This is a genomic window from Parasphingorhabdus sp. (assembly GCF_039939955.1).
In the GTDB taxonomy this organism is placed as follows: Bacteria; Pseudomonadota; Alphaproteobacteria; order Sphingomonadales; family Sphingomonadaceae; genus Parasphingorhabdus.
The window spans coordinates 148,571-163,840 of sequence record NZ_JBDVHS010000003.1; the positions used below are offsets into that span (position 1 = coordinate 148,571).

Here is a 15,270-nt window from a genome sequence, read left to right on the forward strand (position 1 = left end):
AAGCTTTAGACGCGCTATCTTGGCCAAGGGCCTAGCGTACCTGTTCTCGGCAAAGAAACATTGGGATTGGCGCGCACCAATAGCCGCGAGGGTTCCCATGGCCCGGGCAGCGTCCATTCCTGGGTGGCTTCTGCGGTAAAGTCGAAGAACCGCTCATAATATTCCGGGTCTCCGATCATCACCAATGGGAGCGGATCATTGGGCTGAATTTCCTTAAGAAGGGCTGCCATCATCGCCCGGCCAATGCCTTCGCGCTGGAAATCGGGATAGACCGCTACCGGACCGACCATGATCATCGGGTGCATTTTGCCGTCATCGTCGGTCAGGGCAATGGGCCAACATTGTATCGACCCGAGAAGCTCGTGCTTTTCTTCGTCCACGGCAGCGATTGACAGGCCTTCGAGCATATCCATGCCTTCGCGCAACTTATAGGCGGTGCGGTCGTGCCGGTCCTTACCAAAGGCGGCGTCAAGCAGGGCGTCGACAAGTTGCGGATCGATTTCGGCAAGAGGAATGATGCTGGTCAAGTCATGTGTCTCATATATCTGGAAAAGCGCGCGCTACTCCGCTTTACACTAAAAGTCGAGCCACTTAGGTTGCATTTGCATGATCGTGGAGCGCCAGCTAAAAGATTGATCTGATAAGGGAGTTTGTGTGTGACCGATCAAAATCAGACAAGCGAGCCATCCACCAGTGAAGCACCTCCGGTGTCTGCACCGGTGAAATCGGGACGGTTTGGTTCGTTGCGGCGAGATCCCAAAGGTTGGCTTGTTGCGCTGCTGGGCTTGGGTACACCGCTTGCCTATGTCATCGCCGCAGGCGGAAGTGCTGTTGGTTTTTGGGCTTGGCAAGAAGGTCTGGCGGCAGTGCCATGGATTGTTCTAACCGCCTTGCTCACGCTTATTCTCGCGATAGCTTTTGTCGTGTTCAACCGACGAAAAGGCCGCAAGACGCGCTGGCCGCTTTTGGGATTGGGTGTGCTCGGAACTCTTGGTTTTCTGGGCTATCTAATGCCTTACGCTACCGCCTATGTGACCCTTCCTGCTATCCACGACATTACCACTGATCTTGCCGATCCGCCGCAATTTACCGCTCTGACTCTGCGCGCCGACAATTGGGATGATATTCCGGGTGCGGATGACAGTGATATGCGCGGTATGAACCCTCGCCAGCGTTGGGCGACCGCACATCAAGACGCCTATTCCGATATCCGCTCGGTTCGTATCGATCAGCCGGTGGGCGTGGTCATCGAGAAAGCCAAGCGACTGGCAGAGGGCCGTGGCTGGAAAATTATCAGCGTCGATCCGGCTGCGGGTAATTTGGAAGCGACCGACACTGTATCGCTCTTCCGGTTTAAGGAAGATATTGTCATCAGAGCGCGTGCCGCCGAAAATGGGGCGGCCAGCATCATCGACATGCGGTCGGTCAGCCGCGTTGGAGCGCATGATCTCGGAATGAATGCAAAACGCATCCGCCAGTTTTTGAGCGATTTGTCGGGAACAACCACCGCGTCGCAATAGACCTGCTGAGAAAAGCTTAGCCGGTTGGCGTTAGTTTCAGCATTCGGCCACCTTCGCCATCTTCCAGCAGATAGATCGCTCCATCGGGCCCTTGTTCCACTTCGCGAATGCGATTTTCCATCGGGAAACGTTCGGCTTCCTTGGCGTTGTCGCCGTCGAAACTGACGCGGATTAGTGCCTGACTGGCGAGACCGCCGATAAAAGCATTGCCCTGCCACGCGGGAAACAGATCACCGGAATAGAAGATCAAACCACCCGGGGCGATGGTTGGCACCCAAGAGACTTTTGGCGCTTCAAATTCCGGACGGGTGTCGTGATTGGGAATGTTCCGACCATCATAATGATCGCCTTCGGAAACGATCGGATAGCCATAGTTGGTGCCGCGTTTGACAAGGTTTAGCTCATCGCCAGCGCGCGGCCCCATTTCCTGGTTCCACAACCGCCCTTTTCCGTCAAAGGCCAAGCCTAGAATATTGCGGTGACCCAGAGACCAGATTTCGGGAAGCGCGCCTTCCTGATCGACAAACGGATTGTCTTTGGGGATGCTGCCGTCCGGATAGAGTCTTACGACCTTACCGAGATTGGCTGCCATGTCCTGCGCGGGATCAAATTTTTGCCGGTCACCCGAACCAATGAACAGATATTGGCCATCGGGCGAAAAGGCGATGCGGTGAGAAAAATGCCCTTTGCCGGTCACTTTGGGCGTTTGCGTCCAGATGGTTTCAAGCTTCTCGAGCGCCGGTTTTGGACCATCGAGAACAAGCTTGGCGCGGCCAACCACAGCGCCCCGCGTGTCATTCGTTCCTTCTTCGGCCCAACTCAGATAGACCATATTGCTGGTGGCAAAATCGGGAGCAAGTACGATATCGCCGAAGCCGCCCTGACCACCATAGGCCACTGCGGGTATGCCGCTGATCTCGGTTTTCTGTCCTTGGGTATCGACCAGTTGCAATTTGCCTGCTTTTTCGCTCACCAACATGCGGCCATCGGGAAGGAAGGTCATCGCCCATGGTTCATCAAAGCTAGCAATTTCATCGGTTTCAAATGGCTTGCGGTCAACCGGAGAAATATCGGTTAGCTTTTGCACTTCTTCCGACGTGCTGCCCGTTGCCTGTGCATCGTCACCATTGGTGCAAGCGACCATCAGAAGTGCGGCTGAGAATGAAAGCCCGATATTTTTCATGAGATTCCCGTGTTTTATCATTAAATTGATTCCATCTGCCTTTAGAGCGTAGCATAAGGGAGTTGGGGTAAAATTCCTAGACCAATCCAAGGAAGATTCCCCAAGAGACGCCTTATTCACCGGATGCTTACGATTGTTGGTTAAAGGAGGCACAATGTTGGGACGAAAATCCAAGAGTGATGACCCGCGTCCGCAGTCGGCGGTCTCCCATGGTGTGGGGGTGGCCGGCTTGATCGGATTGGCCTCTTGGATATTGATCGCGCGGCAATATGGTCTGGACGGCGCCTATTTTGCATTGGCGGCTTGTTTGGCCTGTGCGGTGCCGATGGTGATTTGGTCGCTCCTGATGGACAAGGTGCATTTGCGCCCTTCCACAGGGATGGATTGGCGCAATCCGAAGCCCCTTAAGGAAACATTTGATGTCAGCCGGGTGAAGCTGGCGGGCCTATGGGCAACCTGGGGCATTATCGCGATCTTTTATTGTGTCGGACGCTGGTATTGGATGGGGCAATATCAATTTTCGATGCAAATTATGGAGATAGCAGCGCCCTGTCTGTTCCTATTGTCCATTCCTTATGTTCTATTCATGGATCGTTTTGCCATGGAACCGCGTGATGGTGCGTGGCATTTTGGCCAGTTGCTGACCGGCAGGAAGGGCGCGTTTGATCGCGAGGAAATATATCACCATCTGCGTGCTTGGGCGGTGAAGGGGTTTTTCCTCGCCTTCATGCTCTCGATCGTGCCCGGTGGTTTTGGCGATCTCGTCCGGCTTGATATCGATCAAATCATGGGAGATCCGGTGGCGATTGCACGCTGGCTGATTATCGCGATGTTTGTCGTCGACGTCCAATTTGCGACCATCGGATATTTGCTGACGATGAAGCCGCTCGATGCCCATATCCGCACCGCCAATCCCTATCTCGGTGGATGGGTCGCGGCGTTGATTTGCTATCCGCCGTTCATATTGATGGGAGAAAACGGCCCGCTCAACTATCATGTCAACACCGCCGATTGGGCCCATTGGCTCGACGGTCATGAGACTATTCTCTGGATTTGGGGCGGCATTTTGATTTTGCTCACCGCTGTCTATGCATGGGCGACCGTGGCCTTTGGCTTGCGCTTTTCTAATCTCACCCATCGCGGGATATTGACCCATGGCCCCTATAGCTGGACCAAGCATCCCGCCTATATCGCGAAAAATGCCTATTGGTGGCTTGCGACCATGCCGTTTCTGGTGACTTCGGGCAGCTTTACCGACTTTGTGCGCAACACGGTCCTGATGGCCGTGGTCAGCGGCGTCTATTATTGGCGGGCGAAGACCGAAGAACAGCATCTGCTCAGCGACCCCAAATATAAGGAATATGCCGAGTGGATGGACCGCAATGCACCGATCCCCCGGCTCCTGAATTGGGGCAAGCGGAAGATCGGTTGGTGGCCGGCAGACCCGGGACGCAAACCGGGGGTCTAGCTTGCTGAATAGCATTGTCGAAATCGGGCGTAGACGCTAGTCAAGCGCCATGACAGTGGTTGGATCAGACGGGAAGCACCGGTGCTTCGGCGGACAGGCGGGCAAGGAATTTTACGGTGACTATCATGACCATGAATGGGGGGTACCGGTCCATGATGACCGGTTGCTTTTTGAAAATCTGATCCTCGAAGGCGCACAGGCGGGTTTAAGCTGGGAGACAGTCTTGCGCAAACGCGATGGCTATCGCCGCGCGTTCCATGGTTTTGATATCGCACGCTGCGCTGCAATGGACGATGGTGAACTGGAAGCTTTACGGGATGATGCGGGGATTATTCGCAACCGGCTGAAAATATATTCGGTCCGCAAAAATGCGTTGGCTTTTCTCAATATTCAGGAAGAATTCGGCAGTTTCGATAGCTGGCTATGGGGTCATCTTGATGGTCCGGCACCGATCAACCGTCCCCAGCGTTTCTCTGACATGGCGAGCACCTCTCCGGTCAGTGATATCATCTCCAAAAACCTGAAGAAACGCGGTATGAGCTTCGTCGGCAGCACGATTATCTATGCCTATATGCAGGCGATCGGAATGACCGACGACCATCTCGCCGGATGCTGGAAAGCCTGATATTGTTGATCGTTTCTTAGGCTGATGCACCGATCAGTTCGGATTTTTAAGATAGGCAATCACATCTGCGCGTTGCTGCGCATTGGGCATGCCGGCAAAAATCATCTTGGTTTTCGGGATGACCCGCTGGGGTTTCTCGAGAAATTGGAACAGTTTTTCTTCCGTCCAGACGATACCGCTATCCCTGTTGGCGGGCGTATATTTGAAGCCGGCCACCGAGCCGGCGTCGCGGCCGACAATGTCCGCTAGCGACGGGCCGACGCGGTTCATCCCAGGGTCGACCACATGGCAGGTTCGGCATTGCATGAAGGCAGATTTACCAGCGGCCGCATCACCGGTCAGGCTTGCATATTCTACACCGTTTAACGTTGTGACATCATCAGCAGCCGGTGGGCCGCTATCGGCGGATGGAGCAGCTTCGGTCGTATTGGACGCGGGCTTTTCGGTTTCCGAACCACCGCCCGAACAGCCTACCGTCAAAAGCGATATAGCGGCTATGGCCGCTGCTGATTTCATCCGAACCATATTATCTTCCTATCGAATTGCCGATTGAAGGCCCCATCTGTCATTTCGGCTTTTGAGGATCAAGTCTTTCATCGGCCAGTCGCGCAAATAACGGGTCCCGATAGCTTAGGCGGGCCAGGAAAATGATAGACGATCTTCACCGGTCGTTTCCGAGGAAGCGGCATAGCGTCGTTCGATGATCGATCCATTGCCCTTATGATCGATCGCGACAATCGTGCTGCAACGTGTTCCATACACAGGATTATGGATGAATATCCCGGAACTTTCCGGCTCAAATTGGGTTGGCGGCTGGACAGCTTTGTCCTTCGTGGAGGGATAATTTGTCCGGTTGGCGAGCGCATCTAGCAATATTCCGGGGTCTTTCGAACCATTGTGGAGCCATTGTTCCAGCGCCGCATTGAGATGCTTTGCCTTCTGCCACGGTCTTTTCAACAGACCATTGGAAAGGCCGTGGATTCCCGGTTCCAGGGGCCTGCTGATATTGTCCGGTCGATTGGAATGCACAATGGCTTGGTTGTTCGCAATGGTGATCAGATTGAACGGGTTGAAGTCCGAAAATGATATGGCATCCAGATTGGAACACCGACCATCACCCGATAAAAAGTCTTTCAGAAGGTCACCGCGTGAATGCAGATTGCTGTCGGGTGTTCCATAGCCGCTGACATTGGTGACGACGGCAAAGCGACCCTGTTCAGACACCCCCAGCCAAGTCCCGCCTGCCACCGCATCCCGCCCGGCCAACAGGTGTTCGTGGTTCTTCCAGCGTGCGAGCGGTTCGGCCAACCGGCCATGCATTTCATCGCGGTTGCCAATGGCGATAAGCTTCCAATGTGGGTGCGCTTGCCACGCAAGTGAAATGATGCACATGAGGGACCAATAGCAAATCGCATAGGCTTGGCGACCAGATTCTGATGCTCGGAAAATTTGTGTTTTTCCGTCATAAAAATTGGGGAATTGGCGATACTGGAACCATATCTCCTGCCTATCAGGCCGCTGGCTCCACCAATTCCGCGCCGCAAAGTTGACAGAAAATGGATTTTTTATTTTCTGCGGCCTCTGCCGCTAAGCCACGAATATCCTGATTTTTTGGGTCAAAAATGGCGTGGCGAGTGTAACCTTTGTGGCGGGGTCTCACTCTGGCCTGTTTGATCCCCGCGAGCGTGCGGAAGGGGTTTGTCTTATATCCAGATTGTCAAAGAGCCGGTCCTGCGCTTGGTGGCAGGACGGCGGGAAGGATAGATGATGGGGGTTGTTGTAGGAAAGGGGTGTTGGGGATTGGTGTGACTGTGGCCGTAATTTAGTTCCAATTTTGACGATAGAAATCTTCTATTTCTTTTCCAGCATCATATAGTTCATCTGGAGCGCCAAAGTCGCTAAACTACTTAGTTAGACTCGGTCCCAATCCCCCTCGGGTCAAGCGTCAATGCGCATCTGTCCGGCACCGACGATCACGTCGTGAAAGTCGCGCCAGTGCTGGAACGCTATGGTGGATTTGACAAATTCCTCGATCAAGAATTTGATCAGGCAGCGGCCTCTATGGCATTGAGAAAAGCAGAACATATGGTCCGCCCGGCGGGAAGTGATGCCTGGGTTGCAGCAATGGAGCGACAGATTGGCAGGAAACTGACGGCGGCAAAACGGGGACCAAAACCTAGAATAGTTGGTGTTTGGGGGTTATTGCACCTGTCACCGTAATTCCAAAAATTATTGATTGATAATATGAAACTTATATATCCAAGAAGATGGGATCAGTTATCCCAAGCTCCGTCCGCGAGAGCCGAACTGATTTTAGCTGTACAGAGCCTAATATCTTGGGAATCCTTGGGCAAAGGAGAGCGATACAACGCCTTGGACGGAAGTGTAAATTTGTTTTTGGACATATATCATCTAGACAGAGAAACTAGTGTCAGTGTTGGCGTTATTATTTTTGAAAATGAGGTGACATTCGCCCACAATTTTGCCGAGATGTTGAGTAGGTGGATAGAAACTCACCGTGATTCTGATAACACGCTTCACTTTGAGCGCATCCAAGATATTCCGATCGAGCTGAAGAATGCGGCCAAAGAACTCATGATACAGCTTGAAACAAATGGTATTCCTGCACATATGTAATCACGGTGGAGTTGCGTAATTGAGTTAGTCATCCTCAGAATTACGGTAACAGCCGCAACATTCCCTGCTTATCCAGATGGTAACAGAGTCGGCCACGCGAATGGGAGCGGCTTGTCTGTATCGGTCAGGAAAATCACCGCAAATCCATCCTAGTTCACAATGTGCCCAAACAGGTTTATTGGTTGAAAGGGTCTAAACGGATATCTGTACATCGGGGCAGGGTTACCGCTCCCGGTTCGCAAGGAAAGGTATGATCAGATGGATGCAGCAATCTCACAGAGTATGAATTACCTGCTGGGCAAGTCCCAGCTGTTTGATGGTTTCATATTGACTCTCTCTTCAAGCCACCTCGCCAAAGGCGGTATGTTGGTCGCGATCATGTTGTTCGCCTGGCTTTGGGTTCCCGCGGATATCGAGGCGGAGAAAAAGGATCGGATCATAGGCAATCGGACGACGATTCTGGCCGCGCTTGTCGCCAGCGTTTTCGGCGAAATTTTTGCGCGTTTTCTATCAAACTATTCCTCCTTTCGTCTGCGGCCTTTTCTCGAGGCTTCGCTGGATATGCAGGTGCCGGATAGTTTGAAGGCTCTCGCGCCCGATATGATAGCGAACAGCTCTTTCCCGAGCGATCATGCGATCCTCTTCTTCGCCATGGCAACGGGAATCTTCATGGTATCGCGGCGCTGGGGGCTGTTTGCCTTTCTATACAGCAGTATATTTATTGCCTTTCCGCGCATCTATCTCGGCTTGCATTATACCAGCGACATCGTGATTGGCGCGATCATTGGCATAGGCTTTGCGCTGGCCGGTATCTGGCTGTTGCGGAATAGCAAGGTCCTGAAACGGATTGTTGGCTGGTCCATGTCCCACCCCGCATTTTTCTATCCGGTCTTTTTCCTCTTTCTGTTTCAGGTTGCGACCATGTTGCAGGATGTACGGGACTTTGCGCAGTTGCTGAAGTTGCTCTAGCGCTGGTGGGTCAGCGGGGAGTCTCTATCCAGCTGCCGCCGACACAAAGGACCGATTCCAGTGACAGCCAATCGGGTGCTGTGGCTTCTGTGATCCCGCCTGTCGGACAGAAAAAGCACTGACCAAATGGAGCAGAAAGGGATTGAAGCGCAGCAATGCCGCCGCTGGCAACGGCGGGGAAAAATTTGAAATGATGCAAGCCTAAATCTAGTCCGCGCATGATATCCCCGGCATTGGCAATGCCGGGAAGAAACGGAATTTTCGCCGCATGGGCTGCTTTCGCCAATGGCTCGGTCAAGCCTGGTGACACGATAAATTCTGCGCCCGCATCAAGGGCCGCATGCAGTTGATCCGGGTTGGTCACGGTTCCTGCGCCGACGGTGGCACCCGCGACCGTTTTCATCTCGGCAATGGCCTCTAGTGCGCATTCGGTTCGCAGGGTGACTTCCAGGATCGGATATCCGCGTTGAACGAGGGCTTCGGCAGTGGATCTGGCTTGCGCAACATCGTTGATCACCAGGACGGGAATGACCGAGGTGCTGCGCATGATCTGTTCAATCGGCTTGATCCCATCGATCATGGACCATGTTCCTGTATGAAGGCCGATGCCGCGCCGAGCAGGCCGGGTTCGGGATGGGTGATAAGCTTCACGGGCAGGCTTTCCATCAAGCCACGATAGCGGCCTTTGGATGCAAATCGGTCGGCAAAACCGGATGTCTTGATGTGGTCCGCTAGCCGTAATCCCAATCCACCGGCCAGCACGACGGCTTTCGCGCCATGGGTCAGTGCAATATCCCCGGCAAAGGAACCGAGGGTCAAGAAGAAGCGATCCAGCGCCGCAATCGCGATGCTATCCTCGCCCGCCAATGCCATCTGCCACAGCAGCTTGTCGTCGCCCGCTGGCATCGCCCGGTTTTCCATTGCCGATAATATTTCATATATTGTGCGCAGGCCGGGTCCCGATACGACCCGCTCCACCGATACACGGCCATGTTTCGTCCGGAGCGCTTGCAGGATGCGGTCTTCAACGGCATCATGGGGTGCAAAATCATTGTGACCCGCTTCGGTTGCCAGAACCTGAGCCTTGCCGCCCTCACAGACCAGTGCGGCAACACCAAGGCCGGTGCCCGGTCCGATCACGCTGACGACGCCCGATGCGGGCAGGGGGGCGTCTGGTCCGGTGATCGGCATGAATTGGTCTTCACCGACCAAGGCAACCGCATGGGCAACGGCGGCAAAATCGTTGACGAGCGTATAGCGGTCGACGCCCAATTTGGCCGGGATTTGGGGTGGTCGAATGATCCATGGATTGTTGGTGAGATTGATCATATCCGACTGGATAGGCGCGGCCAGCGCGATAGCGGCGGCTTTGGGAAGTGGACGCCGGAGCTGCTCGCCGAAGACTTCCCAGGCAATCTGGAAGCTTGGATGGTCGGCTGTTGCCAATGTTACCGGTGCAGAAAGCGACGCAATTTCGCCGCCTTCGATTTCTGCGATGGCAAAGCGGGCATGGGTGCCGCCAATATCAGCTACTACGATCTCGGTCATCTTTACAGTCCTGCCTCTGCCAGCATCGCGGATCCACCTTTTTCAGCGGGATCACTATGATGGCGCATCATTGCGAACAGCTCGCGGCCAGTCCCCAAAACGGGAGGCGGCGTTGCGGCCTGTTCTCTTGCGTTCCATATTGTTTCATCGACCAATGCCGTGAGCTCACCTTTCGTCGCGCAGACCCGAACCATATCACCATCCCGCAGCTTGCCAAGCGGGCCGCCGTGGAAGGCTTCCGGAGAGATATGGATTGCCGACGGTATCTTGCCACTGGCACCGGACATCCGGCCGTCGGTGACAAAGGCCACCTTATAGCCCTTGTCCTGCAGCACGCCGAGCGGCGATGTCAGTTTGTGCAATTCGGGCATGCCATTTGCGGCGGGGCCCTGAAAGCGAACGACCACAACGATATCGCGGTCCAGCTCTCCGGCCTTGAACGCGGTGATCACGTCATTTTGGTCATGAAATATCGCGGCAGGCGCTTCAATCGTCCAGCGGCTAGGATCAACCGCGCTGACCTTCATCGTTGCACGCCCGAGATTGCCCTGCAGCAATTTCATCCCGCCATCGGCCTGAAACGGACCCTTCACGGGACGCAGGATGGTTTCGTCGGCTGATTGTTCCGGGGCATCATCAAAGCGCAGGGCGCTATCTTCCAACATCGGTTGCTTGGCACCGTCTGACAGGCTGCTTCCATATATGGTCATAATATCATCATGGGCGAGGCCCGCGCCGATCAGTTCGCGAAGGACATAGGGCATGCCGCCCGCTGCGGTAAAATGGTTCACATCACCGGCGCCATTGGGATAGACGCTGGCGATCAGCGGCACGGCGGTCGACAGTTCATCCATATCGTCCCAGTCGATCATGATACCGGCTGCGCGGGCGATAGCGGGGAGGTGGATCACATGATTGGTCGACCCCCCCGTCGCGAGAAGACCAACAATGGCATTTACGATCGCTTTTTCGTCGATGCAGCGACCGAGCGGGCGATAGGGCTCGTTGCTGTTTTCTGCTTCTTTGTTCCAGCCGTTTTTCGTGACCTGATGCACCGCCGCGCGGGTTAGTTCCTGTCGCAATTTTGTCCTCGGATTGACGAAGCTGCTGCCCGGCATATGCAGGCCCATCATCTCCATCATCATCTGATTGGAGTTGGCGGTGCCAAAGAAGGTGCAGGTCCCCGCGCCATGATAGCTTGCGCTCTCGGCCTCGAGCAATTCCTCTTGGCCAAGCTTACCCTCGGCAAATAGCTGGCGCACGCGTATTTTTTCTTTGTTGGCGAGACCCGATGGCATCGGGCCAGCCGGGATAAGGATCGTTGGCAAATGACCAAAGCGTAAGGCACCGATCAGCAGGCCCGGTACGATCTTGTCACAGATACCAAGCAGCAAGGCACCCTCGAACATGCCGTGGCTCAGTGCAACCGATGTGCTCATTGCGATGACATCGCGGCTGAACAGCGACAGTTCCATACTGTCCTGCCCTTGTGTCACCCCGTCGCACATTGCCGGAACACCGCCTGCGACCTGTGCCGTCGCCCCGGTTTCACGCGCGAATATCTTGATCTGCTCCGGATAGCGGCCATAGGGCTGATGCGCGGAAAGCATGTCATTATAGGCGGTGACAATCCCGATGTTCATCGCTTTGCCGCCACGGATAGCGGCTTTGTCATCACCGCTAGCGGCAAAGCCGTGCGCGAGATTGCCGCAGGACAGGTTGGGGCGGTGAACGCCCGCGCCTTTCTGCCGATCGATTAAATCCAGATAGGCCCCTCGGCTGGCTGCTGACCGGACGATGATCCGCGCGGTGACTTTCTCGACAACGGGATGCAGGCTCATGTCCGGCTCCAGAAAATGGTAATCGGGCAGCGTGCGGCGGCGAACAATCGGGTGATTGGTAGATCATTCTCACCCGCAATCGCGGCATCGAGCACTCGCTTCTTGTCGCAACCACGCACAACCAGCATGATTTCTTTGGCCTGGGTCAATGCCGCTAAATTGAGCGAGCGCCGTTCAAATGGAGCTTCCGGTGGCAACGGGTCCGGGCAGGTATGGATAACCGCCGGGCTGCACTGACTGGTCGGTTTCATGTTGGGAAATAGCGAGGCAATATGCCCATCTGCACCCATGCCAAGCCAGACCAGATCAAAAATGGGTAAGGGCGAGCCGACTTCCAATTTTGCAATATGTGCGGGTGTTGCATCAAAGGCGGCTTCCAGCTTGCCCTGATTGCTCGCCGGGTGGTTCGGGGGAACAATGCGATCGTCGGTCAACATCAACGACACCATGCCCCATGGCAGGGTGCGTCTGGACAGGATGTCAAAAATAGGCAGCGGCGTTTTGCCGCCGGGAACAGCAAACCAGTGGTTTCCGGGCCGACAGATGATCGCGCCCACATGATCCGCCACCGCATTTACGTCGGCTTTTGCTGCCCAGCATATGGAGGCAGTCATATTTTTAACCTCATTCATGCCAGCTGACCCCGTCACGTTCGGTGAGCGCGATTGCCGCCGCTGGTCCCCAGCTTCCCGCGCCATAGGATTTGGGCTCCATGTCATTCTCGTTCCAGGTTTTGCGAATAGCATCCACCCAGTGCCATTGCGCTTCCACTTCGTCGCGGCGGACGAACAATGTCGGATCGCCGTCGACCAAATCCAGTAGCAAGCGTTCATACGCGATGCGTTTGCGCGCCTTTGAAAAGGCTTGCGAAAGGGATAGATCAAGCGGCACCTCGCGCAGAACAACGCCATCCCGGTCAAGGCCCGGTTCCTTGGCCATGACCTGCAACCGCACATATTCCTCGGGTTGTAACCGGATGACCAAACGGTTGGCGTTGAGCTTGCCGCCGCGCTCCGCGAATATATTATGCGGCACAGCATTGAACTGGATGACAATTTCGCTGCGTCGCTCGGCGAGCCGCTTGCCGGTGCGCAGGTAGAAGGGCACACCCTGCCAGCGCCAGTTATCGATATGGGCTTTGATCGCGACGAAGGTTTCCGTGTCGGACTGATCGCCCAGATCATCGGCATAGCTGTTCACCGCCTCGCCTTTGACCGCGCCTTCGCCATATTGTCCGCGGACCATTTCTTCCATCTGTACAGGCCGCAGGCTGCGTAGGACCTTTACCTTCTCATCACGGACGGATGTCGCGTCAAGATTCGCCGGAGCCTCCATGGCAGTGAGTGCCAGCAGCTGCAGCATATGGTTCTGGACCATATCGCGGAGCGACCCGGTATCATCGTAAAAGCCGTGCCGGCCTTCCAAACCGACCGTCTCCGACACTGTAATCTCGACATGATCGATACCATTGGAATTCCAAAGCGGTTCGAACATCATATTGGCAAAGCGCAGCGCCATCAGATTCTGCACCGTCTCCTTGCCGAGATAATGGTCTATCCGAAAAGTCTGCTGTTCGGAAAAGGCTTGGGCGACGGCGTCATTGATAACGCCCGATGATCCCAGATCATTGCCCAGTGGTTTTTCCAGGCCAATCCGGACATTCTCTCCGGTCAGTCCGGCGGATTTTAGTCCGGCAATCATCGCTTCAAACAGGGACGGTGCTGTAGAAAGGAAGATGGACAGCCCACCGGATATGTCGCCTAGTTTTTGCGCCAACGCATTAAATCCATCGGTCTGGGATGCATCTAGCGGCTGATAGGACAGGCGTTCCAGAAAGGACTGGAGCTGGCCATTGCCCTTGCGATCCTCCGGCAGATATTCGGACAGGGACTGGGCTGCCAGTTCCCGATATTCCTCATCTGACATGACGCTGCGCGCGGTCCCGACAATCCGCAAATCTGCTGCAATCAACCCATCTTCGTGCAGCGCAAAAAGCGACGGCAGCAGCATGCGTTTCGCGAGATCCCCGGTCGCGCCGAAGAGCAGCAGGCGGGATGATATTCCAGTATTTTCCGTAGCGTGGGCCACAATTGCGTTCCGTATATCAGATGTTGTCCGCGCTTATGGATCGGGCGGATAATATTTGTCCCAGAGGAGCTTCAGGCCGCTATTTACGCGCGGCATAAATCCCATACCAAGCGATCACCGCGTAGCAGCAGATTGGAACGATCAGCGCCGTCGCCAAACCTCCGATATCTGCTACCATACCAGTCAGCAGCGGGATGATGGCCCCGCCCACGATCGCGGTGCAGAGCAGTCCGGATGCCTGAGGAGCCTCGGCATCTAGTCCTTCTGTCGCCAAGCTGAAAATGGTCGGGAACATGATGGAATTGGCCAAGCCAACCGCGATCAGCGAATAAGCGGAAAGTTCACCACTCGAGACGGCTGATATGACGTTCAGGACAATGGCAGCGGCGGCAAATAGCGCGAGTAAGAGCCCCGGCTTCGCCAGACGGAGCAAAAAGCCGCCCATCAGCCGTCCGATCAGAGCGCCCAGCCAATAATAGGAGAGCATGATCCCAGCGGATCGTGGATCAAGCGAGAGCGTTCTTTCATCGCCCAAATAGTTGATCATGATGCTGGCGATTGCGACTTCTGCGCCGACGTATAGGAAAATACACAAGACCCCGAAACGCAGACGCGCATTGGTGCGAAGCAGGGCGAAGCTGCCTTTCACCTTCACTTCTTCGACCTCTTGGCGTTGGATGAAGTCTCGCGCAAACCAGAATAATATGGCGATCAAAGCCAGTACAATAGCCAGACCGATATAGCTGTGGCCGATTATCGTGGTTTCCGCGACCCGGTAGGCTTTGAGCGCTTCACCGGTTAGGGTTGATCCGTCGGTTTTCGATGTTTCGCCGAGAATGATTTCGGCGCCGAACCGAACCATCAGAAATACGCCGACCGAATTGAAAAATTGGGCGAAGGTTAAACGGCTATGAGCGGTTTCCGGACTGCCCAGCGAGAGAATGAGCGGATTGACCGCCACTTGCAGCATGGTGATCCCGCCGCCCAGCATGAACAGAGCGACAAGGAAAGAACCGAATAGTCCCGAATAGGCAGCGGGCAGGAATAGCAGGCAGGAGAGGGCCATGATTCCGAAGCCAAGGACGATTCCGCGAAAATAGCCGAGGCGTTTCATGATCAAACCGGCGGGAATCGAGAAAATGGCATAGCTGGTGAAGAAGGCAAATTGCACCAGCATGGCCTGTGCGTAGTTGAGCGAAAACAGGCCTTTCAGCTTTGGGATCAGTACTTCGTTGAGATTGGTGATCCCGCCGAAAAGAAAAAATATAGCAACGACCAATATCAATATGCCGCGCGTCTCAAACTTTGAACCATTTGGTGGTCCGGCATTGTCGGCGCCTGTTGCTTGACTAGTCATTGTCTCTCTCCTGCCTGTCTTTTTATCGTTATCT

The 15,270-nt window shown here is 54.8% G+C and carries 15 protein-coding genes; 5 read left to right on the plus strand and 10 right to left on the minus strand.

Annotated features, from left to right (window positions below; all coding sequences use genetic code 11):
• Window positions 1-14: 14 nt before the first annotated feature.
• The gene (locus ABJG22_RS03870) at window positions 15-527 is read right to left on the minus strand and encodes an N-acetyltransferase (RefSeq protein ID WP_348018931.1); all 513 of its coding nucleotides are present in this window, start codon (window positions 525-527) and stop codon (window positions 15-17) included.
• A 129-nt stretch (window positions 528-656) separates the two neighbouring features.
• Between ABJG22_RS03870 and ABJG22_RS03875 the strand changes: the two genes are divergently transcribed.
• Window positions 657-1,520, plus strand: a complete 864-nt coding sequence (locus tag ABJG22_RS03875; RefSeq protein WP_348018932.1) for a DUF1499 domain-containing protein — start codon at window positions 657-659, stop codon at window positions 1,518-1,520.
• A gap of 16 nt (window positions 1,521-1,536) precedes the next feature.
• On the opposite strand, the gene ABJG22_RS03880 is transcribed toward ABJG22_RS03875, so the two are convergent.
• Window positions 1,537-2,724, minus strand: a complete 1,188-nt coding sequence (locus tag ABJG22_RS03880) for a PQQ-dependent sugar dehydrogenase (protein ID WP_348018933.1) — start codon at window positions 2,722-2,724, stop codon at window positions 1,537-1,539.
• Between the two features lie 133 nt (window positions 2,725-2,857).
• Between ABJG22_RS03880 and ABJG22_RS03885 the strand changes: the two genes are divergently transcribed.
• Together ABJG22_RS03885 and ABJG22_RS03890 are read left to right on the plus strand one after the other, a co-directional pair.
• Window positions 2,858-4,171, plus strand: coding sequence for an isoprenylcysteine carboxylmethyltransferase family protein (locus ABJG22_RS03885; protein WP_348018934.1), 1,314 nt, complete (start codon window positions 2,858-2,860; stop codon window positions 4,169-4,171).
• A gap of 49 nt (window positions 4,172-4,220) precedes the next feature.
• Entirely contained in the window at window positions 4,221-4,796 is a 576-nt protein-coding gene (locus ABJG22_RS03890; RefSeq protein ID WP_348018935.1) for a DNA-3-methyladenine glycosylase I, read from the plus strand.
• A 33-nt stretch (window positions 4,797-4,829) separates the two neighbouring features.
• On the opposite strand, the gene ABJG22_RS03895 is transcribed toward ABJG22_RS03890, so the two are convergent.
• Together ABJG22_RS03895 and ABJG22_RS03900 are read right to left on the minus strand one after the other, a co-directional pair.
• Window positions 4,830-5,321, minus strand: coding sequence for a cytochrome c family protein (locus ABJG22_RS03895; protein WP_348018936.1), 492 nt, complete (start codon window positions 5,319-5,321; stop codon window positions 4,830-4,832).
• Between the two features lie 105 nt (window positions 5,322-5,426).
• Window positions 5,427-6,188 carry an NRDE family protein gene (locus ABJG22_RS03900; RefSeq protein WP_348018937.1) on the minus strand — a complete coding sequence of 254 codons (762 nt, stop codon included), beginning with the start codon at window positions 6,186-6,188 and terminating at the stop codon, window positions 5,427-5,429.
• Between the two features lie 852 nt (window positions 6,189-7,040).
• Between ABJG22_RS03900 and ABJG22_RS03905 the strand changes: the two genes are divergently transcribed.
• Together ABJG22_RS03905 and ABJG22_RS03910 are read left to right on the plus strand one after the other, a co-directional pair.
• The gene (locus ABJG22_RS03905; protein WP_348018938.1) at window positions 7,041-7,433 is read left to right on the plus strand and encodes a hypothetical protein; all 393 of its coding nucleotides are present in this window, start codon (window positions 7,041-7,043) and stop codon (window positions 7,431-7,433) included.
• A gap of 258 nt (window positions 7,434-7,691) precedes the next feature.
• Window positions 7,692-8,402: a phosphatase PAP2 family protein gene (locus ABJG22_RS03910; protein ID WP_348018939.1), complete on the plus strand. Its 711-nt coding sequence runs from the start codon at window positions 7,692-7,694 to the stop codon at window positions 8,400-8,402.
• Between the two features lie 10 nt (window positions 8,403-8,412).
• Here ABJG22_RS03910 and eda read toward each other — a convergent pair whose 3' ends face one another.
• From eda to ABJG22_RS03940, 6 genes are all read right to left on the minus strand, one after another.
• Window positions 8,413-8,982: a bifunctional 4-hydroxy-2-oxoglutarate aldolase/2-dehydro-3-deoxy-phosphogluconate aldolase gene (gene eda / locus ABJG22_RS03915; protein ID WP_348018940.1), complete on the minus strand. Its 570-nt coding sequence runs from the start codon at window positions 8,980-8,982 to the stop codon at window positions 8,413-8,415.
• On the minus strand, window positions 8,979-9,950 hold the full coding sequence (glk, locus tag ABJG22_RS03920; RefSeq protein WP_348018941.1) for a glucokinase: 972 nt from the start codon (window positions 9,948-9,950) through the stop codon (window positions 8,979-8,981). Before glk ends, eda begins: the two co-directional genes overlap by 4 nt.
• A gap of 2 nt (window positions 9,951-9,952) precedes the next feature.
• Window positions 9,953-11,791 carry a phosphogluconate dehydratase gene (gene edd, locus ABJG22_RS03925; protein ID WP_348018942.1) on the minus strand — a complete coding sequence of 613 codons (1,839 nt, stop codon included), beginning with the start codon at window positions 11,789-11,791 and terminating at the stop codon, window positions 9,953-9,955.
• Window positions 11,788-12,423, minus strand: a complete 636-nt coding sequence (locus tag ABJG22_RS03930) for a 6-phosphogluconolactonase (protein ID WP_348018943.1) — start codon at window positions 12,421-12,423, stop codon at window positions 11,788-11,790. Before ABJG22_RS03930 ends, edd begins: the two co-directional genes overlap by 4 nt.
• Window positions 12,416-13,879, minus strand: a complete 1,464-nt coding sequence (gene zwf / locus ABJG22_RS03935; RefSeq protein WP_348018944.1) for a glucose-6-phosphate dehydrogenase — start codon at window positions 13,877-13,879, stop codon at window positions 12,416-12,418. The genes ABJG22_RS03930 and zwf overlap by 8 nt, the downstream gene beginning before the upstream one ends.
• Window positions 13,880-13,958: 79 nt before the next feature.
• Window positions 13,959-15,236, minus strand: a complete 1,278-nt coding sequence (locus ABJG22_RS03940) for a sugar MFS transporter (protein WP_348018945.1) — start codon at window positions 15,234-15,236, stop codon at window positions 13,959-13,961.
• Between the last annotated feature and the right edge of the window lie 34 nt (window positions 15,237-15,270).

Bases quoted from the DNA above. Each gene is read 5' to 3' on its own strand.
- ABJG22_RS03940 (WP_348018945.1), bottom strand. From the start codon at position 15,236: ATGACTAGTCAAGCAACAGGCGCCGACAATGCCGGACCACCAAATGGT.
- ABJG22_RS03895 (WP_348018936.1), bottom strand. From the start codon at position 5,321: ATGGTTCGGATGAAATCAGCAGCGGCCATAGCCGCTATATCGCTTTTG.
- ABJG22_RS03880 (WP_348018933.1), bottom strand. From the start codon at position 2,724: ATGATAAAACACGGGAATCTCATGAAAAATATCGGGCTTTCATTCTCA.
- ABJG22_RS03905 (WP_348018938.1), top strand. From the start codon at position 7,041: ATGAAACTTATATATCCAAGAAGATGGGATCAGTTATCCCAAGCTCCG.
- ABJG22_RS03900 (WP_348018937.1), bottom strand. From the start codon at position 6,188: ATGTGCATCATTTCACTTGCGTGGCAAGCGCACCCACATTGGAAGCTT.
- ABJG22_RS03890 (WP_348018935.1), top strand. From the start codon at position 4,221: ATGACAGTGGTTGGATCAGACGGGAAGCACCGGTGCTTCGGCGGACAG.
- ABJG22_RS03885 (WP_348018934.1), top strand. From the start codon at position 2,858: ATGTTGGGACGAAAATCCAAGAGTGATGACCCGCGTCCGCAGTCGGCG.
- edd (WP_348018942.1), bottom strand. From the start codon at position 11,791: ATGAGCCTGCATCCCGTTGTCGAGAAAGTCACCGCGCGGATCATCGTC.
- eda (WP_348018940.1), bottom strand. From the start codon at position 8,982: ATGATCGATGGGATCAAGCCGATTGAACAGATCATGCGCAGCACCTCG.
- ABJG22_RS03930 (WP_348018943.1), bottom strand. From the start codon at position 12,423: ATGAATGAGGTTAAAAATATGACTGCCTCCATATGCTGGGCAGCAAAA.
- glk (WP_348018941.1), bottom strand. From the start codon at position 9,950: ATGACCGAGATCGTAGTAGCTGATATTGGCGGCACCCATGCCCGCTTT.
- ABJG22_RS03910 (WP_348018939.1), top strand. From the start codon at position 7,692: ATGGATGCAGCAATCTCACAGAGTATGAATTACCTGCTGGGCAAGTCC.